The 20,336-nt window shown below is 70.7% G+C and carries 22 protein-coding genes and 1 riboswitch; of the genes, 16 read left to right on the top strand and 6 right to left on the bottom strand.

Annotation, left to right across the window (positions count from 1 at the left end; genetic code table 11):
• The first annotated feature begins 163 nt into the window (after positions 1-163).
• From ABH935_RS18895 to ABH935_RS18885, 3 genes are read left to right on the top strand one after another with little or no spacing between them, the layout of a single operon-like run.
• Positions 164-817 carry a response regulator gene (locus ABH935_RS18895; RefSeq protein ID WP_370379267.1) on the top strand — a complete coding sequence of 218 codons (654 nt, stop codon included), beginning with the start codon at positions 164-166 and terminating at the stop codon, positions 815-817.
• On the top strand, positions 814-1,236 hold the full coding sequence (locus tag ABH935_RS18890) for a GNAT family N-acetyltransferase (RefSeq protein WP_370379208.1): 423 nt from the start codon (positions 814-816) through the stop codon (positions 1,234-1,236). The genes ABH935_RS18895 and ABH935_RS18890 overlap by 4 nt, the downstream gene beginning before the upstream one ends.
• 57 nt (positions 1,237-1,293) lie before the next feature.
• Positions 1,294-2,007 carry a maleylpyruvate isomerase family mycothiol-dependent enzyme gene (locus ABH935_RS18885; RefSeq protein WP_370379207.1) on the top strand — a complete coding sequence of 238 codons (714 nt, stop codon included), beginning with the start codon at positions 1,294-1,296 and terminating at the stop codon, positions 2,005-2,007.
• A 29-nt stretch (positions 2,008-2,036) separates the two neighbouring features.
• Here ABH935_RS18885 and ABH935_RS18880 read toward each other — a convergent pair whose 3' ends face one another.
• On the bottom strand, positions 2,037-3,284 hold the full coding sequence (locus tag ABH935_RS18880) for an alpha/beta hydrolase family protein (RefSeq protein WP_370379206.1): 1,248 nt from the start codon (positions 3,282-3,284) through the stop codon (positions 2,037-2,039).
• Between the two features lie 220 nt (positions 3,285-3,504).
• On the opposite strand from ABH935_RS18880, the gene ABH935_RS18875 reads away from it, so the two are divergent.
• From ABH935_RS18875 to ABH935_RS18830, 10 genes are all read left to right on the top strand, one after another.
• Positions 3,505-4,533, top strand: coding sequence for a 6-phosphofructokinase (locus ABH935_RS18875; protein ID WP_370379205.1), 1,029 nt, complete (start codon positions 3,505-3,507; stop codon positions 4,531-4,533).
• A 73-nt stretch (positions 4,534-4,606) separates the two neighbouring features.
• Positions 4,607-5,629, top strand: a complete 1,023-nt coding sequence (locus ABH935_RS18870; protein ID WP_370379204.1) for an SMP-30/gluconolactonase/LRE family protein — start codon at positions 4,607-4,609, stop codon at positions 5,627-5,629.
• A 54-nt stretch (positions 5,630-5,683) separates the two neighbouring features.
• Entirely contained in the window at positions 5,684-6,241 is a 558-nt protein-coding gene (locus ABH935_RS18865) for a hypothetical protein (RefSeq protein WP_370379203.1), read from the top strand.
• A gap of 14 nt (positions 6,242-6,255) precedes the next feature.
• Positions 6,256-7,530, top strand: coding sequence for a sensor histidine kinase (locus ABH935_RS18860; RefSeq protein ID WP_370379202.1), 1,275 nt, complete (start codon positions 6,256-6,258; stop codon positions 7,528-7,530).
• Positions 7,527-8,201 carry a response regulator gene (locus tag ABH935_RS18855; protein WP_370379201.1) on the top strand — a complete coding sequence of 225 codons (675 nt, stop codon included), beginning with the start codon at positions 7,527-7,529 and terminating at the stop codon, positions 8,199-8,201. The genes ABH935_RS18860 and ABH935_RS18855 overlap by 4 nt, the downstream gene beginning before the upstream one ends.
• Before the next feature lie 194 nt (positions 8,202-8,395).
• Complete coding sequence (locus tag ABH935_RS18850) at positions 8,396-9,760, top strand: class II 3-deoxy-7-phosphoheptulonate synthase (RefSeq protein WP_370379200.1); 1,365 nt, start codon at positions 8,396-8,398, stop codon at positions 9,758-9,760.
• A gap of 88 nt (positions 9,761-9,848) precedes the next feature.
• On the top strand, positions 9,849-10,895 hold the full coding sequence (locus tag ABH935_RS18845; protein ID WP_370379199.1) for a low specificity L-threonine aldolase: 1,047 nt from the start codon (positions 9,849-9,851) through the stop codon (positions 10,893-10,895).
• 57 nt (positions 10,896-10,952) lie between these two features.
• A complete protein-coding gene (locus ABH935_RS18840; RefSeq protein WP_370379198.1) occupies positions 10,953-11,765 on the top strand; it encodes a hypothetical protein in 813 nt (270 codons plus the stop codon).
• A gap of 952 nt (positions 11,766-12,717) precedes the next feature.
• Positions 12,718-13,461, top strand: a complete 744-nt coding sequence (locus ABH935_RS18835; RefSeq protein WP_370379197.1) for a cyclopropane-fatty-acyl-phospholipid synthase family protein — start codon at positions 12,718-12,720, stop codon at positions 13,459-13,461.
• A 113-nt stretch (positions 13,462-13,574) separates the two neighbouring features.
• Positions 13,575-14,138, top strand: coding sequence for a hypothetical protein (locus ABH935_RS18830; RefSeq protein ID WP_370379196.1), 564 nt, complete (start codon positions 13,575-13,577; stop codon positions 14,136-14,138).
• Between the two features lie 7 nt (positions 14,139-14,145).
• Here the strand turns inward: ABH935_RS18830 and ABH935_RS18825 are convergent, their stop codons facing one another.
• Both ABH935_RS18825 and ABH935_RS18820 read right to left on the bottom strand, forming a co-directional pair.
• A complete protein-coding gene (locus ABH935_RS18825; RefSeq protein ID WP_370379195.1) occupies positions 14,146-14,826 on the bottom strand; it encodes a LuxR C-terminal-related transcriptional regulator in 681 nt (226 codons plus the stop codon).
• Positions 14,827-14,902: 76 nt separating this feature from the next.
• Positions 14,903-15,904 (bottom strand): sensor histidine kinase, encoded by a 1,002-nt coding sequence (locus tag ABH935_RS18820; protein WP_370379194.1) that lies wholly within the window; start codon positions 15,902-15,904, stop codon positions 14,903-14,905.
• A gap of 191 nt (positions 15,905-16,095) precedes the next feature.
• Here ABH935_RS18820 and ABH935_RS18815 point away from each other — a divergent pair, with 191 nt between their 5' ends.
• Complete coding sequence (locus tag ABH935_RS18815; protein WP_370379266.1) at positions 16,096-16,980, top strand: MBL fold metallo-hydrolase; 885 nt, start codon at positions 16,096-16,098, stop codon at positions 16,978-16,980.
• An 89-nt stretch (positions 16,981-17,069) separates the two neighbouring features.
• Entirely contained in the window at positions 17,070-18,101 is a 1,032-nt protein-coding gene (locus ABH935_RS18810; protein WP_370379193.1) for a sigma-70 family RNA polymerase sigma factor, read from the top strand.
• Positions 18,102-18,123: 22 nt separating this feature from the next.
• On the opposite strand, the gene bfr is transcribed toward ABH935_RS18810, so the two are convergent.
• Positions 18,124-18,606, bottom strand: a complete 483-nt coding sequence (gene bfr / locus ABH935_RS18805; RefSeq protein WP_370379192.1) for a bacterioferritin — start codon at positions 18,604-18,606, stop codon at positions 18,124-18,126.
• 117 nt (positions 18,607-18,723) lie between these two features.
• Positions 18,724-19,023, bottom strand: coding sequence for a bacterioferritin-associated ferredoxin (locus tag ABH935_RS18800; protein ID WP_370379191.1), 300 nt, complete (start codon positions 19,021-19,023; stop codon positions 18,724-18,726).
• 121 nt (positions 19,024-19,144) lie between these two features.
• Here ABH935_RS18800 and ABH935_RS18795 point away from each other — a divergent pair, with 121 nt between their 5' ends.
• A complete protein-coding gene (locus ABH935_RS18795; RefSeq protein WP_370379190.1) occupies positions 19,145-19,792 on the top strand; it encodes a sulfite oxidase-like oxidoreductase in 648 nt (215 codons plus the stop codon).
• Positions 19,793-19,829: 37 nt separating this feature from the next.
• Here ABH935_RS18795 and ABH935_RS18790 read toward each other — a convergent pair whose 3' ends face one another.
• Entirely contained in the window at positions 19,830-20,024 is a 195-nt protein-coding gene (locus ABH935_RS18790; RefSeq protein ID WP_370379189.1) for a hypothetical protein, read from the bottom strand.
• Between the two features lie 105 nt (positions 20,025-20,129).
• Positions 20,130-20,256: riboswitch (cobalamin riboswitch) on the top strand.
• The last annotated feature ends 80 nt before the right edge of the window (positions 20,257-20,336 follow it).

Genomic DNA, 20,336 nt, shown 5'->3' with positions numbered 1-20,336 from the left:
CGGCCGTGTCGGCGATCTCCGCGGCGATCTCCGCGGCGCTGTCCGCACCGCGCGCTCACTTTCCCGGCCTTTCCGGCTCTTCTGACCATAGGTCGATATGGCGAGTGCGGTGAGCGGCCCGGCCTCGGTAGGGTCGGGGACCGTGAACACTCAGGTCAGGGTCATGGTCGCCGACGACCACCCGATGTGGCGGGACGCGGTGGCCCGCGACCTCGCCGAGGCCGGGTACGACGTGGTGGCCACGGCGGGGGACGGCGAGGAGGCGGTGCGGCGCGGGACGGTCGCGCGTCCGCAGGTCGTGGTGCTGGACATGCAGATGCCCCGGCTGTCCGGCGCGGAGGTGACGGCCCGTCTGGTGGCCGCCGACCCGGATGTCAAGGTATTGGTACTGTCGGCCTCCGGCGAGCAGCAGGACGTGCTGCAGGCGGTGAAGGCCGGCGCCATCGGCTACCTGGTGAAGTCCGCCAGCCGCGAGGAACTGCTGGCGGCCGTGGAGCGCATCGCGGCCGGTGACCCGGTGTTCACCCCCGGCCTGGCCGGGCTGGTGCTCGGGGAGTTCCGCAAGCTCGCGATGGTGCCGTCCGGCGCCGGGGCCGGGGCCGCCGCCGACGCGCCGCGGCTCACCGAGCGGGAGACCGAGGTCCTGCGGCTGGTCGCCAAGGGGTTGTCCTACAAGCAGATCGCCGACCGCCTGGTGCTTTCGCACCGGACGGTTCAGAACCACGTACAGAACACGCTCAACAAGCTCCAGCTGCACAACCGTGTCGAGCTGGTGCGCTACGCCATCGCCCAAGGGCTGGACGAGGACGAGGAATGACCCATCTGACCACCGGCGGACGCGATCCGGAGCTCAGCGCGGCGCTGGACGCCGGACTCGACGAATACAACTTCGCCGCGACCGGGACCTCGAAGAAGGACCAGGACGCCTTCTCGGTGAAGGTGACCGACGAGGCCGGCGCGATCGTCGGCGGCCTGACGGCGTGGACCTGGGCCGGCCTGTGCGGCATCAGCATGCTGTGGGTCCGTGCGGACGCGCGCAAGGACGGCTGGGGCTCGAAGATCCTGCGGGCCGCCGAGGACGAGGCGCGGCGGCGGGGCTGTGACCGGGTCGCGGTGTCCTCGTTCACCTTTCAGGCCCCGGAGTTCTACCAGCGGCACGGCTATGTCGAGACCGGCCGTACGCTCGGCATTCCGGGCGGCGCCGAAGACGTGCATATGTTCAAGCGACTCGACTGATCTCGACCGGCGGTAATCGCCACGTGCCGGGGGCGCCGCTGGGGTAGCTTCCGCCTCATGGGTGATTTCGACTTCCTCAGCGTCCTGCGCTCCGAACTGGACGCCTACGGCGCGCTGCTCGTCGGCCTGACCAAGGCGGACCTGGAGCGGCAGGTGCCGCCGTGCGCCCCGTGGACCCTCTACGAGCTGACCGACCACCTCGGCAACGGCAACCTGTGGGTCACCACGGCGGTCCAGGAGGGCCACGGCCGCAACGACAAGGAGCGCACCGCCCCGCACGACCCGGCGTCCCTGCACACCTGGTACCTCAGCACCGTCGACCAGATCATCACCGCCCTGTCGGCCGACGTCGCGACCGAGGCTTGGACCTTCAGCAGCCTGATGCCCAGCACCGTCGGCTTCTGGCAGCGCCGGCGCGCGCACGAGACCCGGATGCACCGCTGGGACGCGCAGCACGTGCTCGGCGCGGCTGAGCCGCTGGACCCGGCGTTCGCCGCCGACGCGGTCACCGAGGTGTTCGAGCTGTTCGCGCCGCGCATGATCCAGCGCGGGCTCGCGGCCGAGCCGGTCACCGCGCTGCGGCTGACCGCGACCGACGTCGGCCGGTCCTGGGAGTACGGGCCCGGCGAGCCGGTGTCCGAGGTCGCCGGTGCGGCCTCGGACCTGGCGCTGATGCTGTGGAACCGGGTCGGGGTGGACGCCGAGGGGTTGGAGTGGAGCGGTGATCGGGCGGCGGGGGAGCGGGTCGTCAAGGCACCGTTGGTGCCCTGAGCTCTGCGAGCTCCAAGCCGCCCGACGCGCTACGGCATGAACTGCACGTCCGGAAACTCCGTCGACGGTCCGTCGAGCAGCGTGCTGTGCCGGTGGCGCAGGTGCAGGTCGAAGAAGGCGAGCGGATAGGCCTGCTGGATCCGCACGCCTTCGTTCGGATCCATGGTGCCGACGAAGCTCTGGACGGTCGCCCGGCTCAACCCGAGGATCTTCGCCGCCTGCAGGATCAGGCCCTCGGAGTCGGTGAACGAGATGTGCTCGGCGCCCTGGAGCTGCAGGTAGCGGCGCCAGCCGAGCAGGTGCGTCCAGAACTCCTGGGCGTCCGGGTCGCTCGCCCGGGTGAAGACGGCGCTCATCATCATGAAGGGCTTGTGCAGGTCGGTGGTGATTGTCGGCTCCATCGGCCCGTCGAAGGCCAGACCGGCGCGGATCCGGTCGTCGGCGATGGTCGCCAGGGCGGTCGCGGTGCCGCCCTTGGACCAGCCGAACATGCCGATCCGCTCCAGGTCGAGGCTGCCGGCCAGGCCCTCGGGCAGCGGCTTGCGGTCGACGTCGGGGTTGCGGCCCGCGGCGATGTCCTCGACGCGGTCCAGGATGAAGCGGGCGTCGGCCGCGAAGTCGCTCGGGGACATCGGGACCCTGTCGGCGAAGTCGGGGGACAGGACCGGGCCGCCGGGGAACTGCGTGTAGGCGTCGTAGGTGTGGTCCACGGTCACCACGACGTAACCGTGGCTGGCGAGCTGCTGCACGACGGTGGTCGTGTCGGAGCGGTGGTCGTGCGCGCCGTGGGAGAACACGATGACCGGTCGCGGGCGTCCGCCGCGGCGCACCGGGGCGCCGAGGTGCCCGGCGGTGACCGGGACTGGCAGGCTGGTCGGGTCGAAGCCGACGTTCGCGAGCCAGGCCTGGAAGGTGCCGGTGGTCATCCAGGGCGCGACCGGGTAGCGGTCGGCGTCGCGGGCCGGGTACCAGATGCTGGCCATCAGCTCGTAGGGCTTGGCGGGGTTCAGCGGGTCCGGACGGGAGGTGTCGACGAGGTGCAGGTCCACGGTGCCCACGCGGTGCGGGCCGGTCGGCGGCGGGACGGTGAGGGTGGTCGGCGGGCCTGCGGGGTTCGGGGTGGCGCCGGCGGTGCCGGCGGTGCCCGTGGTGTCCCGCGTCGCCGCGGAGGCGCGGGTCGCCAGGCCCAGCGGCAGCGCGACCCCGGTCCCCAGCGCGGCTCCCAGCAGGCGTCGTCGGCTCGGTGCGCCGTGGCTCGTGAACGGTGTGGTCGTCATGTTCGAACCCTGTCAGGCGGCGGCGTCGGCGCGCATCGGCTCCCGGGCGTAAGCCCCGGGGCGACACTGCCGGGAGACACGGCCGGGACGAAGATCACCTCGTGTGACTGGCGTGTCTCGTCAGGTGATCGTCGGCTTCTCGTTACCGTCTCGTAGCGGTTACGGTGGCGGTGATCGTACGGTGACCCAGATCACATCGTGAACATCAGGGAGTGTGGCCATGCGCATCGGAGTGCTGACCGGCGGCGGGGACTGCCCGGGCCTGAACGCGGTGATCCGCGCCGCGGTCCGCAAGGGCGTGCAGTTCTACGGCTTTGAATTCGTGGGTTTCCGGGACGGCTGGAAGGGGCCGTTGGAACGCATGACGAAGCCGTTGGACGTCGAGGCGGTGCGCGGCATCCTGCCCCGCGGCGGCACCATCCTCGGATCCTCGCGGACCAACCCGTTGAAGGTGGACGGCGGCGTCGAGCGGATCAAGGAGAACTTGCAGGCCGAGGGCGTGGACGCGCTGATCGCGATCGGCGGCGAGGACACCCTCGGCGTCGCGACGATCCTCGGCGACGAGCACGGGGTCCACGTGGTGGGCGTCCCGAAGACCATCGACAACGACTTGAACGCCACCGACTACACCTTCGGCTTCGACACCGCGGTCCACGTCGCGACCGAGGCCATCGACCGCCTGCACACCACCGCCGAGTCGCACTCCCGCGCCCTGATCGTGGAGGTGATGGGCCGGCACGCGGGCTGGATCGCGCTGCACTCGGGCATGGCCGGCGGCGCCAACGTGATCCTGATCCCCGAGGTCACCTTCGACATCGAGGAGGTCTGCGGCTGGATCGAGTCGCGCTTCGCGCGCGGCTACGCCCCGATCGTGGTCGTCGCCGAGGGTGCGCACCCGAAGGACGGCCAGATGCAGATCCAGTCCGGCGAACTGGACGCCTTCGGCCACGTCCGCCTCGGCGGCATCGGCGAACGCCTCGCCGCCGAGATCGAGCGCCGCACGAAGAAGGAGGCCCGCACGACGGTCCTGGGGCACACGCAGCGCGGCGGGACGCCCTCGCCGTTCGACCGCTGGCTCGCGACGCGCTTCGGCCTGCACGCCATCGACGCGGTGCACGACGGGGACTTCGGGAAGATGGTCGCGCTGCGCGGGACGGACATCATCCGGGTGCCGCTGAAGGACGCGACGACGACGCTGAAGACGGTGCCGATGTCTCTGTATGAGGAGGCCAAGGTCTTCTTCGGGTAAATCAGCACGCATCTGGTGCTTGCGCCCCCTGCCCACTAACGTCCTCATTTCGGACCGGTGGCAGGGGGCTTTCATGGCTCAGCGGGCTCAGCGCACGAAGATGGCGGCGGTGCGGTGGACCCCGCCGGCGAATCCGCGTCCGGTGCGGCGCCGAGGTGATGTGCGGACGCTGCCGGAGCTGAGGCGCGTCGAGTTGCCGGGGGCCGGGCCGGAGCACGTCGCGGTCGATGCCTCGGGGACGCTGTTCACCGGGCTCGCCGACGGCCGCATCGTGCGGGTGACGCCGGAGGGGGAGGTGCGCACCGTCATCCGCACCGGGGGGCGTCCGCTCGGGCTGGAGATGTTGGGCGACGACGCGCTCGTGGTCTGCGATGCCTATCGCGGGTTGCTGGAGGTGCAGCTTTCCAACGCGACGGTCGGGGTACTCGCCGCCGAGGTCGAGGGTGAGCCGCTCACCTTCTGCAGCAATGCCGCTGTCGCCGCCGACGGGAGTATCTACTTCACGCAGTCCTCGCGTCGCTACAACATCGACGCCTATCGCGGTGATCTGTTCGAGCACTCCATGACCGGCCGGTTGCTGCGCTACCGCGACGGCGCTGTCGAGGTCATCGCTGACGGCTTCGCGTTCGCGAACGGTGTCGTGCTCGTCGATGACGGCGCCGCCGCTGTCGTGGCCGAGACCGGCGGCTACTGCCTGACGCGTGTCGAGCTCGAAGGTCCCGACGCCGGCCGCAAGTCGCCGTTCGGGCCCCCGCTGCCGGGCTTCCCCGACAACCTGACCCGCGACGCGGAGGGCCTGATCTGGGTCGCCATGGTCACGCCCCGCGATCCCGCGCTCGACTGGCTCCTGCCTCGGCATCCACGGCTGCGTTCGCTCGTCTGGGCTACGCCGCAGCGTCTGCAACCGGGGGAGAAGGACCTGGCGTGGGCCATCGCGGTCAACGCTGAGGGCGAGCAAGTACGAGAGCTGCGTGCGTGGGGCGTCGGCTATAAGGCGGTCACCGCGGTGCGCCGTAGTGGGGAGACCCTATATCTGGGCAGCCTCACGGAGCACGCTATAGGCGTTGTCGAACTCGGCCCAGTGAAGAACATGTGATCGCCTCCCCGGCCCTGACAACCTCACCCCGCCCCGGCCCTAACGTCGGGGTCCGTGGACAGTGACCAACGGCTCCGCCGCATCCGCCTCTGGCTCGCGCTCTTCATCGTCGGCCTGGTCCTCAGCGGCGTTACTGCCTTCCCGCTGGAGACGGAGACCCGCTGGCTCAGCGGCTGGCTGCACCACCTCCCGGGCCCGGCCGGACTCACCGCGTGGGTGGACCGCGTCCACGAGGGGCTGAAGCGGACCAATGCCGAGTACCCCTTCATCTCCTACGGCACCGACTGGCTCGCGTTCGGCCACCTCACCATCGCCGTCGCGTTCTACGGACCTTGGCGTGACCCGGTGCGCAACAAGTGGGTGATCCAGTTCGGCATGATCGCCTGCGCCGGCGTCGTGCCGCTGGCCCTCGTCTGTGGGCCGATCCGGGGCATCCCGTTCTGGTGGTCGGTCATCGACATGTCGTTCGGGGTGTTCGGCGTCGTGCCGCTGATCCCGGTGTGGCGGCACATCAAGGTTTTGGAGTCCGGGGGACCAGCGCATACTCCCCCCGGAGTACCCGTCCCCGCCGCACAGCCTCCGCTGGACGGATACCCGCGCACGGCGATCTGATCTAGCGTTCAACCATGACCGAACAGCCGCAGCCGCCTTCGCGCCCCTGGCTGGCGTGGCTGTGGATGGAGCGTTCCACGGTCGCGCTGCCGTTGATCCTGCTGGTCTTCGACGTGCTGGGGACCTGGGGCGCCTACGGCCATTGGCACACCGGCGGCAGCAAGACCGTCGAGTACGGGATCCGGCCGCTGGACTGGTTCGGCTGGGTGCTGGTGGTCGCCGGTCCGGTCGCGCTGCACCATCGGCGGCGGGCGCCGCGGATCGCGCTGGCGGTGTGCCTCGGTGCCACCCTGCTGTACCTCCTTATGGGCTACGCCTACGGGCCGATCTTCCTGAACGCGCTGCTCGCGGTGATCGTCATCGGCGGCACCGGCTACCGGCGGGAGATGTGGGCCGGGTCGCTGCTGTTCGCGATCGGGATGATCTTCGTACCGACGCACAGTGCCAAGGGCCAGCTGCGCAGCAGCCCCACCGAGATCCTGTTCACCGCCGGCTGGCTGCTCGCGCTGCTGATGCTGGCCGAGCTGTTCCGGCTGCTGCGCCAGCGTGCGATGGAGGCGCAGAAGGCCCGCGACCAGGAGGAGAAGGCCCGGGAGCAGGAGTCGCGGCGGCAGGCCAGCGAGGAGCGGCTGGAGATCGCCCGCGAGCTGCACGACGTGCTGGCGCACTCCATCTCGCTGATCGCGGTGCAGGCCAACGTGGCGTTGGAGGTCATGGACCGCCGCCCCGAGCAGGCCCGGATCGCGCTGTCCGCGATCAAGGACGCCAGCCGCTCGGCGCTCGGCGAGGTGCGCTCGGTGCTGACCGTGCTGCGCGGTGACCGCGCCGCGCCCCGCGACCCGGCCCCGGACCTGGGGCGGCTGGGGCACCTGGTGGACCTGGCCGAGGCCGCCGGGCTGAAGGTGGCGCTCAGCGTGGTCGGGGACGTCGGGCACGTGCCGCTGGCGGTGAGTCAGGCCGGGTACCGGCTCGTGCAGGAGTCGCTGACCAACGTGGTGCGGCACGCCGGCGCCGGGCGCGCCGCGATCCTCGTGGAGTCCTCCGACGGCCTGCACCTGCGGATCACCGACGACGGCCGCGGCTGCCCGCTGGGGGAGACCGCGAGCGGCAACGGCCTGCCCGGGATGCGGGAGCGGGCCACGGCCTTCGGCGGCACGCTCTCCGCCGGTCCGAACCCCGGCGGCGGCTTCCGGGTCGACGCCCACATCCCCTTCCGGGCGTCGGCCGCCGATTGGTCCGGCGAGCCCACCGAGCCCACCGAAACCCCCCTTGCCGAGGAGCAGTCATGATCAGGGTCCTGCTCGCCGACGACCAGGCGCTCGTGCGCGCCGGCTTCCGCGCGCTCCTGGAGGTCCAGGACGGCATCGAGGTGGCCGGCGAGGCCACCGACGGCGCCGAGGCCTACCGCCTGGCCGCCGAGCTGGCCCCGGACGTCATCCTGATGGACATCCGCATGCCCGGCACCGACGGCCTGGAGGCCACCCGCCTGATCACCGCCGACGAGAAGCTCTCCGGCGTCCGCATCCTCATCCTGACCACCTTCGAGCTCGACGAGTACGTCTTCGAGGCGATCCGGGCCGGCGCCAGCGGCTTCCTGCTGAAGGACACCGAGCCCGCCGACCTGCTGCGCGGCCTGCGCGCGGTGGCCGCCGGCGAGGCCCTGCTGGCGCCCAGCGTCACCCGCCGCCTGATCGAGGAGTTCGCGGTCCGCAGCAAGCGCACCGGCCCCAACCCGGCCGCCGAGCAGATCAAGGCCCTGACCGACCGCGAGCGGGAGGTCCTGGCGCTGGTCGCGGCCGGGCTGAGCAACGAGGAGATCGCCGACCGCCTGGTGCTCAGCCCGCTCACCGCCAAGACGCACGTCAGCCGCAGCATGGTCAAGCTCGGCGCGCGCGACCGGGCGCAGCTGGTGGTGCTGGCCTACGAGTCGGGGCTGGCCCGGCCGGGGTGGTTGGACTAGTAGAGCCGGCCGGGGCGGCTGAACTGGACGAAACACAGTCGCAACTCCACCCGCGGCACTCGCCAGCACTCCGCCAATACACCCCGCTACAACGCCAGGACCTGCAATTACGTCGGTTCTGCGGCTCGGACCAGGCGGTCCCACGCACTGGACGCGCGCACAGAACGCACCCCGGCTTCGCGTAGTCTGGCTCAATGAGTGAAGTTGTCGGGAATCCGGCTGGTACCGGACCCATCGAAGACACTTGGTCCGCGCTTCCCGCGGGCCAGCAGCCGGACTGGCCGGACGCGGGCGAGCTGTCCGCCGCCGTCTCCGAGCTCCGCTCGTATCCGCCGCTGGTCTTCGCCGGTGAGGCCGACCAGCTCAAGGACCGGATCGCCGCCGTGTCCCGCGGCGAGGCCTTCATGCTCACCGGCGGGGACTGCGCCGAGACGTTCGCCGGCGTCACCGCCGACGCGATCCGCGCGAAGCTGAAGACGCTGCTGCAGATGGCCGTCGTGCTCACCTACGCGGCCTCGCTGCCGGTGGTGAAGGTCGGCCGTATCGCCGGGCAGTACTCCAAGCCCCGCTCCAGCTCCACGGAGACCCGGGACGGCGTCACGCTTCCGGCGTACCGCGGCGACTCGGTCAACGGCTTCGACTTCACCCCCGAGGCCCGCACCCCGGACCCCAAGCGCCTGCTGCGCATGTACCAGGCCAGCGCCTCCACACTGAACCTGGTCCGCGCGTTCACCACCGGCGGCTACGCCGACATGCGGCAGGTGCACGCCTGGAACCAGGACTTCGTGGCCGGGTCGCCCTCCGGCGAGCGCTACGAGGCGCTGGCCGGCGAGATCGACCGCGCCCTGCAGTTCATGCGCGCGTGCGGCACCGACCCGGAGGAACTGCGCACCGTCGAGTTCTACGCCGCGCACGAGGGCCTGGTGCTCCCGTACGAGTCGGCGCTGACCCGCATCGACTCGCGGACCGGCAACCCCTACGCGACCAGCGGCCACTACGTCTGGATCGGCGAGCGCACCCGGGACCTGCAAGGCGCGCACGTCGAGTACTTCAGCCGGATCAGCAACCCGATCGGGATCAAGCTGGGCCCGAGCACCCGCCCCGAGGACGCCCTGGCGTACCTGGACCGGCTGGACCCGGAGCGCGAGCCCGGCCGGCTGTCGTTCATCGTGCGCATGGGCGCCGGACAGGTGCGCGAGAAGCTGCCGGCGCTGGTGGAGAAGGTCCGCAGCGAGGGTCACCAGGTGGCCTGGATTTGCGACCCGATGCACGGCAACACCTTCGAGGCGCCCTCGGGCCACAAGACCCGGCGCTTCGACGACGTGCTCGACGAGGTCAAGGGCTTCTTCGAGGTGCACCACGGCCTGGGCTCGCACCCCGGCGGCATCCACGTCGAGCTCACCGGCGAGGACGTCACCGAGTGCGTCGGCGGCGGCGAGGAGATCGCGTTCGACGCGCTGCACCAGCGCTACGAGACGCTGTGCGACCCCCGGCTGAACCGCAGCCAGTCGCTGGATCTGGCGTTCCTCGTCGCGGAGATGCTGCGCGCCCGGCGCTGAGCCGGCCCTGAGCCGGTCCGAGCCTTCTCGATCGACCACACCGCTCCCGTCCCGGTCTTCCCGGGGCGGGAGCGATACGTTTCAGAGCATGGCGACTCTGAGCATCCAGCACCCCATCGACCTCCGCAGCGACACCGTCACCAAGCCCTCCGCGCCGATGCGCGAGGCGATGGCCGCCGCGGAGGTCGGCGACGACCAGTACGGCGAGGACCCCACCGTCCGGCGGCTGGAGGAGAGCGTCGCGGCCTTGTTCGGGTACCAGGACGCGATGTTCGTCCCGACCGGCATCATGGCCAACCACATCGGGATCCGCCTGCAGGTCGCCCCCGGCGAGGAGCTGATCTGCGACGCCGACGCGCACATCGTGGCGCACGAGAACGGCGGCCTGGCGGCGCACGCCGGGATCCAGACCCGCACCCTGCCCTCGACGCGCGGGCTGATGGATCCCGCCGCCCTCGCTGCGATGATCCGCGTCGGCGACCGCTACACCGTTGGTACCCGCGCACTGGAGGTCGAGAACACGCACAACCGGGGCGGCGGTGCCGTGTATCCCATCGACACCCTGCGGGAAATCAGGGCTCTGGCTGACTCCTTCAACCTCGGGCTGCATTTGGACGGCGCGCGCATCTGGAACGCCCACAAGGCTGTCGGCGTCCCGTTGAAGGACTACGGCGCGATCGCGCACACCATGTCGGTCTGCATGTCCAAGGGCCTCGGCGCTCCCGCCGGCTCGCTGCTGTTGCTGCCGCCCGGCCGCTCCGAGGAGGCGCGGGCGCTGCGCCGCCGGCTCGGCGGCTCGATGCGCCAGGCCGGGATCCTGGCCGCCGGCGCGCAGTACGCCCTGGACAACAACCTCGACCGGCTGTCGCAGGACCATGAGAACGCCGGGCGTATCGCGGCCGCCTTGCGCGCCGCCGGGGCATCGGTCCGTGAACCGGAGACGAACATCGTCCTCGTCGACGCCGACGACGCCTCGAACGTCGCAAAGGAATGTTTCGCCCTGGGCGTACGCATCTCCCCCTTCGGGCCGAAACTGCTGCGGATCGTGACGCACTTGGACGTCTCGGCGCAGGACTGTGACACCGCCGCCGACGTGGTTTCCTCTGTCTTGATGCAATCCCCTGAGAGGGGCTAGGGTCGGGCCCGGCTAAGCCGGTTGTCGCAAGCAGCGAGCAAGGTGGGGAGAAGCCCGATGGGCTGGATGAACAAGCTGTTCGGTTCCGAGGAGGAAGTCGGCCCGGAGGAGGCGCACCGCCGCGCTCTGGACGCCGAGAAGGCCAAGGAGGGGGACAAGGCTCCGGCCAAGAAGGCCTCTGCGAAGAAGGCCGCCTCCAGCGAGCACGAGCACGCCGAGCACGAGCCGGCCGCGAAGAAGGCCGCCGCCGTGCCCGCTCCCCGCGCCGCCGCGGCCCCGGCCGCCGCGCCGCACGCGCACGCGCCGGTCCAGAGCGGCTCCCCGACGCACCCGACGGTGTCCAAGGGCACGGGCAAGACGCTTGAGCACGACCAGATGCTCACCGTCCACATCCTCACCCACGTCCCCGAGCACTCCCCGCGCGAGGACGACCCGCACTACCACCTCTTCGAGCAGGCCAAGGCCCGCCTGAAGCGGCAGGGCATGTGGAAGTGCATCATCGACGACGACCTCTGCGACGGCGAGCCGGAACTGCACCACACCCACGTGGAGTTCTCGCAGATCAACCAGGTCGACGAGAAGAAGATCATGCAGGCCCTGGGACTGCACTTCGAGACCGACGAAGACTTCCAGAAGTGGGCCGAGTCCCCCGGCAACCTCGAAGTGCTCTGCGCCAACCACCACCGCGCGCACTACGGCATCCACGTCATACCCGGCCCCCTGTGGGAGGCGCTGCGCTTCCACAAGACCGGCACCGGCCCGGCGGCCGAGTTCGTGCCCGCCGACAAGGTCGACGCCGCCGCCGCGGGCAGCGGTGACGACGAGAAGCCGCCGGCGAAGACGGCTGCGAAGAAGGCGACGGCTAAGTAGGCGGCGAAGTAGGGTTCTTATGTGGCGTCGCCCGACCGGGGTCCGGTCGGGCGACGTTTGGTTTTCGGGCGCCGCTGTTTGATGTGTGGGTGTGGGTGTGGGTGTGGGTGTTGGTGGCTGGGGTGTGGTGGGTGCGGTTTGTTGGTGGGTTTTAGGAGCTTTTTACGGCTTCGCACGGGTTTAAGAAGGATCCGCTGGGTGGCGCAGTTCGGTGGTGCCCCGCAGGTTGCGCTGGCGGCCGGCGGTGTTCGTGTGCACGACCGCGCGCCGGTCCGAGTCACTGCGCACGCGTTGCGTGGGCGGCAATCGTCGGGCGTGGTGGGCGCCTACAGTCAAAAGCAGGGCCTCCGGCGGCGCCTGCGCGGCGAGCGGCACTCGCTCCGGGGAGGGGGGTCGCGCTGTCTGCCGGCGGTCGTTGCTTGTGGTCGCCTTGTCCCGGGTTCCCCGTCGCATCGTCGCCTCACGGAAGCAGACCGGTCCGGTGGTATCAAGTCGGATCACACGCTGCTTTGGTCGGGTTTCGTGCGACTTGACACCACCGGCCCGGTCAGCTTGGCTACGCCCGCCGACGCGACGGGGAACCCGGGACAACCCCGCCTGTGGGAAAGGTTCCCGCACCTCGGACACGACAACTCACCGCCGCCTGTGGCCACCGGGTGGACCCCGTCCACCCAGTACCACCGCCGGCCGCCAGCGCGACGCCGGGCACACCACCGAACTGCGCCACCCAGCGGATCCTTCTTAAACCCGTGCGAAGCCGTCAAAAAACGCCCTTGACCGTCAACCCACAAACAAACCGCACCCGCCACCAACACCCACACACAGGTCAGCAGCGCCGGTTTTCGCGGCGGAGCGGCGCGAAGAATGCGGCGGTCCCAGCGCCCACCCGCAAACCGGAACCGTCAAAAACGAATAGCCCGCCCTCCGTGCGCTCTGCTATCCCTTGACCCTCATGACCACACTTCCCAAGCTCGGCTCCGGCTCCCGCCTGCACTTCCACGGCCCCCTGTCCGCCGACCGCGCCGACCGCCTGGTCGCCGACCTCGCGCTGCGCGGCCCGGCCACCGTCGTCGATTACGGCTCGGGCTGGGGCGAGTTGTTGCTGCGCGTCCTGGCCGCCGTCCCCGGCGCACGCGGCACCGGCATCGACGTCCACGGCCCTGACGTAGCGCGCGGTCGGGCGCTGGCCGCCGAGCGCGGGCTGGCCGATCGGGCCACGTTCGTCGAAGGCCCTGCCGCGGATCACACCGAACCCGCGGACCTCGTCCTGAGCATCGGTGCGTATCAGGCGTTCGGCTCGATCCCCGAGGCTCTGGAGGCCTTGCGCGGCCGCGTGCGTCCCGGCGGGCGGCTGCTGTTCGGCGCGGAGGTCTGGGAGCGTACGCCGACCGAGTCGGAGCTGGCCGCGATGTGGCCGGGCATGACCGCCGACGACTGCCTCTACCTCCCGGACCTCGTCGACGCGGCCCTGGCGGCGGGCTTCCGGCCGCTGCGCGTCGAGACCGCGACCCGCGCCGAGTGGGAGGAGTTCGAGTCCGGATACGGTGCCGACGTCGAGGAATGGCTGCTCGACAACCCCGGCCACCCCGAGGCCGCGGACCTCCGCGCGAAGCTCGACGAGCACCTCTCGATCTGGCTGCGCGGCACGCACGGCGTGTTCGGCTTCGCCTACCTGACGCTCGGCGTGACCGCCTGACCGCCTGACCAGTGCCCGCTCCCAGCGCCACCACCCCTATCAGGGTTCGATCAGGGCAATCCCAGGGTCCGCCCCGGATCCCCGCAGCCCCCGCCGCCGCCACAGTTGAAGCCATGACGAACAAGATCTTCACCGCCACCACCGCCGCGGCCACCCTGGGCGTCCTGACCATCCTCGGCTGCTCGGCGGCGACCGCCGACGCCAACGCCGCCGCCAAGCCCGCCATGACCGCAGCCCACCTGACCGGCTTCACCACCGACGACGGCCCCACCGAGCAGGTGACCCTCTCCGGCGCGGTCGGCGACTACGGCCAGGGCGTCAGCGTCAACCCGGACGGCTCGGTCAACCCCGAGCACAACAGCCAGCTCGAACTCCGACTGCGGCGCGGCACCTTCCGTCTCGACATCGCCTCGATCGACAAGGCCTTCGTCTCCGCGATGGCGCACCAGTTCCCGTCGGACCCGGCCACGTGCTCGGGCCACATCGACGTGACGCAGCACGTGCCGGTCGTCAAGGGCTCGGGAACCGGCGCCTACCAGGGCGTCTCCGGAGACTTCACCCTGACCATCAGCCTCGACGAGGTCGACAAGCCCACGGCCGGCCGGCCCTGCGACGGCACCCAGGCCTTCCTGAACCAGACGATCATCACCGCCGGCCCCGGAAACCTCCGGTTCTAGAAGCCCTTTACGCCAACCGCCGGTCGCTCGCCCAACGGGTGAGCTCCCGGCGGTTCGACAGTTGCAGCTTGCGCAGCACCGACGACACGTGCGTCTCAACGGTCTTGATCGAGATGACCAACTCGCGCGCGACCTCTTTGTACGCGTACCCCCGCGCGATGAATCGCAGCACCTCCCGCTCACGCGGCGTCAGCCGGTCCAGCTCCTCGTCCCGCGCCGCCGCCCCGCCGCTGGAAAACGCGTCGAGCACGAACCCGGCGAGCCGCGGCGAGAAGAACGCGTCCCCCTCGGCCACCCGCCGCACCGCGTCGGCGAGTTCGGCGCCGCTGATGGACTTGGTGACGTAGCCGCGCGCCCCGGCCCGGATGACCGCGATGACGTCCTCGGCCGCGTCGGAGACCGACAACGCGAGGAAGCGCACCTCCGGCAGCGCCCCCGCCGTCCGCGCCAGCACCTCGACGCCGCCGCCCCCGGGCAGGTGCACGTCGAGCAGCACGACCTGCGGCCGCGTCGCCGTGATGACCGCGACGGCCCGGTCGGTGTCGTCCGCCTCCCCGACGATCTCGACCGCCGTCCCCGCGGCCTCGGCGGCCCGCCGCAACTCGGTGCGTACTCCGGCGCGGAACATCTGGTGGTCGTCGACGAGGACGACCGTGATCGGATCCGCGGCGCCGGAATCGCTGAGCACGCCTGCTTCTACGCTTGCTGCTAGGCCTGCTTCTGCGCCTGCTTCTTCGAGAACGCCTGCTTCTTCGCGTGCTTCGTCACTCACAGCGCATCTCCAATCGAACCTCGGTCCCCGCCCCGGGCGCCGTCCGCACCTCGGCCACCCCGCCGTGCCGGACCATCCGCCCGACGATGGACTCCCGGATTCCCATCCGGTCGGCCTGCACGGCGTCGAGCTCGAAGCCGGGCCCGCGATCGCGCACGTAGACCTCGACCCGCCGCTGCCCCACCGAGCCCTCGTCCTCCACCTCCGCGAACACCGAGATCGGCGCGCCTCCGGCGTACTTCGCCGCGTTCACCAGCGCCTCGCGCGCGGCCGCGACGCACGCGCCGAGCCCGTCCCCGAGCTCCGCGTCCCCGACCGCGACCACCTCCACCCGCACCCCGTGCCGGTCCTCCACCTCGGCCGCCGCGGCCCGCACCGCCGCCGCGAACGTCTCCGGCTCCGTCCCGTCGGCTGCGCGCCCCCGCCGGTCGTAGAGCCAGGCCCGCAGCTCCCGCTCCTGGGCCCGCGCCAGCCCCGCGACGTCGGCCGGATCAGCGCGCTGGATGAGCGTCAGCGTGTGCAGCACCGAGTCGTGCATGTGCGCCGCGACCTCGCCGAACTGCTGCGCGCGGATGCGCTCGGCCCGCTCGGCGTCCAGATCCCGCAGCACCCGCAGCAGATACGGCAGCGCGATCAACACCCCGCCGGAGAACAGGATGAGCGCCGCGACGACCGCGCTGGTCTCCGCGGCGAGCGACGCGCCGTTGGTCAGCAGCCGCAGCAGCGCACCTCCGATGACCAGCGCCCCGATCGCGGTCCGGGCATCGACCGCCCGCCGCCCCCGATCCCGCACGTCGAGCCATGCGCCGCGCCGCTCCGCAGCCAGATCGCGGAGCACCAGCACCATGCCGAGCACCACCGCGGCCAGCGGTATCAGGGCCCGAACCTGATCGGCGGAACTGGGCCCGTCGAGCGCCGTCACGACCATGACGCCCACGGCCACCAGCAGCGGACCCGAGGCGCCGCGCACCTCGGCGGAAGACGGTCGCAGCATGCCAGCCATGGTCACACGCCGGTCGGCGCCGACGCATCAGGGGCGACCCCGAGACGTCCTCAGGGTCGTACCCCGGCTGATTCCTCTACCGCTTCCTCTTCCGCGCGGCGATGAACCGCCCCCTTCACCTCGCCGCAGGTGTCCACATGAGGGAAAGCGCGAGCAGCCACAAGAACCTGGAGTACGACCCCATGACAAACACAGCATCGCACCTGGACGAGCGGCTCCGGCGGCCGTCGGAGATCCGGTCCCTGACGCTCGGCGAGACGAAGCTGAGCTTCGTGCCGGACGGAGTGGCCATGTTCAAAGCCCGGCTCTGGCTGGACACCACCGATGACGGGGATTGGGCGGAGAACGCCGAGTATCTCGACGAGGACGGTCACCTGGTGGTCAGCATCGGCGGCCTGCTGGTGGAACGTGACGGCCGCGCACTGCTCATCGACACCGGCTTCGGTCCGCTGGAGCTGGGGCCGCCACAGAGCCCGTTCGGCACCTTGAGAGGCGGCGCCCTCCTGGACAGCCTCGCCGTCCTCGGCCGCAGCCCCGCGGACATCGAGGCGGTCGCCTTCACCCACCTGCACCCCGACCACGTCGGGTGGGCCTGGCATCCCGCCCCCGGCAGCGACCGGCCGGCCTTCACCGGCGCCGACTACCTCGTCGCCGAACCCGAGTGGACGCAGCGTCACCACGCCGAGGAAATGGGCATGGGCGACATGCTGAAAGCCATGGAACCGCTGGTGCGCACCGTGCGCGAGGGCGAGGAGATCTTCCCCGGCGTCCAGGTCAGGCTCGCCGCGGGCCACAGCGCCGGGCACACCGCCTATGTGATCAGCGCGGGCGGGCGGCGGGTGATCGCGTTCGGCGACGCGTTCCACTCCCCGGTCCAGATCAGCCATCCGGAATGGGAAGTCGCGGTCGACCACGACCGCGCACAGTCCACGGCCCTGCGCCGCACGCTCGTCGCCGACCTGGCCGAGCCCGACACGATCGGCTATGGCGGGCACCTCGCCGACGTGGTGTTCGGCCGAGTCCACAGTGACGGCGACCAGCCGGTCTGGCGCTCGGTCGACGTCTGAATCCCGACCGCCCCTTTCACGTGCCAATCAGTGTCTACACAGAATGGAGTTGCTACGGGCACGAGAGAGGCGTCGTGAAAGTGGATCCGGTGGGAGCTGATCTGATCACCAGGGCGCGGTCCGGAGACGGCGAGGCGTTCCGCACGCTCACCGAGCCGTACCGCCGGGAGCTGCAGGTGCACTGCTACCGGATGCTCGGATCTCTGCAAGACGCCGAGGACGCTCTGCAGGAGACGTTCCTGGCCGCTTGGCAAGGACTGGCCGGGTACCAGGAACGCGCCTCGGTGCGCACGTGGTTGTACCGGATCGCCACCAACCGGTGCCTCAACGCCCGGCGCTCGGCCAGTCGGCGCCAGGCCGGGGCATGGGAAGGGCCCAAGGCCGAGCTGCCGGAGCCGACCCGGCTCGGCGAGGTCGTCTGGTTGGAGCCTTACCCCGACGTGCTCCTGGACGACGGGAGGGGCATGTCGCCCGGGCCGGAGGCGCGCTACGAGCAGACCGAATCCATCTCCCTCGCCTTCGTGACCGCGTTGCAGGCGCTGCCGCCCCGCCAGGTCGCCGTCCTCATCCTGCGTGACGTCGTCGGATTCCACTCCGACGAGGTCGCCGACATGTTGGACACCACCGTCGACGCGGTGAAAAGTGCTCTCAAGCGTGCGCGAGCCACTTTGCAGCGGACGGAGTCGGCGGAACCCTCCCGAGCGTCGGCTCCAGCGCCGGCGCCGGCCGGCGGTTCAGCAGTCGAGGAAGCGATCGTGGCGAAGTTCGTCCACGCCTACCAGTCCTGTGACATCGACGCACTGGTAGCCCTGCTGACCGATGACGTCTTCATCTCGATGCCGCCGCAGCCGCTCCAGTACGAGGGCCGGGACGCCGCGGTCCGCCTCCTCGCCGCCACCGTCGGCCCGCACAGCTACCTCGTACCGACCAGAGCCAACGGCCAGCCGGCCTTCGGGATCTACCGGCCGGCACCCGCCGGCAAGCGCGGCGGGGCCGAACTCCTCGTCCTCACCCTGAGCGGCGACCGGATCAGTGCCCTGACCCGCTTCGAGGACGACCTGTTTCCATCGTTCGGACTACCGGAATCGTTCCCCGGCGCAGAGCTGGTCTTCCAGCGATAGCCCGTACCAGAAGCCGTCCTACTCAGGACGCCTCCGGCTGCTCCACCAGCTGCGCGATGTACAGCGGCTCCCCGAGCTGGCCGATCAGGTCCAGCTGGGTCTCCAGGTAGTCGATGTGGTGCTCCTCGTCGGCGAGGATCTCCTCGAACAGGTTCGCCGACGTGACGTCCCCGCGCTCGCGCATCAGCTTGATCCCGTTGCGCAGCCGCTCCACGGCCGCGACCTCGACCTTCATGTCGGCGTTGAACATCTCGGTGACGGTCTGGCCGATCTCCAGCGGGAACAGCTTCTGGAAGTTGGGCAGTCCCTCCAGGAAGATGATGCGCTCGGCGAGCTTGTCCGCGTGCTTCATCTCGTCGATGGACTCGCTGCGGGTGTACTCGGCGAGCTTCTTCCAGCCGCGGTTGTCCTGCAGCTTGTAGTGCAGCCAGTACTGGTTGATGGCCGTCAGCTCGGCCGTGAGCTGCTCGTTGAGGAACGCGATGATGTCCTTGTCACCCTGCATGGCGTTCGATACTGCCAGAGCCGCCGATCCGGGAGGTAACGGCTCAGGCGCGGATTGCGCCGAATGGGGACGTGCTCGGGCACGCCGAACAGACCCGTCGCGAGGAGGACCGGCGGTTCAGCCCAGAGCCGGCAGCGCGGCCGGGCAGTCCGGTGCGTGCTGGAACATCGGGAGCGCGGGGAGCGCCGGGCGCTTCGGTGCGGGCACCGGCAGCCGCTCGGCCTCGGGCATCGTGTCCACCGGCGCCGAGTCGGCGACCCGGGCCGCGGCGAGCAGGCAGCTCAGCCGCTTCACGCACGTCCCGCACGCGGAGCCCGCCCCGGTCGCCTTGCGCACCTGCTTGACCGACGTGGCGCCCAGGGCGACGACGGCGTCCACCTCGGCGGTGGTCACTGCGTGGCATATGCAGGCGTACAAGCGGGGCTCCGGCAGTCGGCGGGTTGGGCCTGGGGGACTTAGGGGAGCCTAAGCTACCTGCCGGCCACCTGCCAAGTCCCCGTGGTACGTGCCGTGCACCACATCTGGGACGATGGTCCCCATGGGGCAGCCGGGATCAGGGGTGGACACAGAAGGCGAGACAGTGCAGTCCGAGGAACGGCTCCCACCCGGCCAGCGCATGCAACGCGGGGAGTGGCCGGTGCTGCACTACGGCCCGGTGCCCCGCTTCAAGCCCGCGACCTGGGACTTCCGCGTCACCGGCGCCACCGCCGACGGCGCGGAGGCGATCTGGTTCCATGAGGAGTTCGGGGCCCTGCCGGCCGTCGAGGTGACCGCCGACTTCCACTGCGTCACCAAGTTCACGATGCTCGGCGCCTCCTGGCGCGGCGTCGGAGCCCGGACCATCCTCGAACTGGCGCCGCCGGCCGCCGAGGTGACCCACGTCACCGTCTGGGCAGAGTACGGCTACAGCTCGAACCTGCGCATCGAGGACCTCCTGCGCGAGAACGTCCTGTTCGCGACCCACTACGCAGGCGTCCCGCTCACCCCTGAGCACGGTTTCCCGCTGCGGCTGATCGTGCCGCACCTGTACGCGTGGAAGGGGCCCAAGTGGGTGCGCGGGATCGAGTACCTCACGGCGGACCGGCGCGGGTTCTGGGAGGAACGCGGGTACCACAACATCGGGGACCCGTGGAAGGAACAGCGGTACTCCTACCAGGAGGACCCGGGGGACGGGCCTCCGCTGTAGTCCTGTTCCTCTGTAGTCCTGTGTAGTCCTATGCGGTTCAGGTCGTCCGGATCCGCCTCAGCACGGCCCGCCACACCGTCCCGGGCCGGCCGAGCGCGCGCAGCCGCTGCTGCGCGGTCGGAGTCAGTGTCGGCGCCGCCGTGTCGCGTTGCTCACCCCGCGCCAGGGCGAACGCGCCGCCGTCCAGCTCGTATTCACCCAGGACACGGGCTCTGCGCCGTCGCTCGCTCACCCTCCCATTGAGGGACAGAATCGAACATTCCGCCAGCCGGCGCCGCCCGGGCGCGGTTTGACGCCCGATGATCGCTGCGGGATGCTGCACGCGGGACGGTCGGCAGGAATCCGGTGCGAATCCGGAACGGTCCCGCCACTGTGATCAGGGAGCGCCTCCCGCTTGCGAAGCCACTGGGACGTCAGCGTTCTGGGAAGGCCGGGCAGGCGCGCGGATCTGAGAGTCAGGAGACTACGACCGCCCTCGGCACGCCGCTCCCGCGGCGTGTTCTTGTGAAGAGACCTGTCGGGCGTGGATACCCGTGAGGAGCTG

Source organism: Catenulispora sp. GAS73 (assembly GCF_041262085.1).
In the GTDB taxonomy this organism is placed as follows: Bacteria; Actinomycetota; Actinomycetes; order Streptomycetales; family Catenulisporaceae; genus Catenulispora.
The sequence above is the reverse complement of the archived record's forward strand: the minus strand, read 5'-3'. Positions and strand labels throughout refer to the sequence as shown.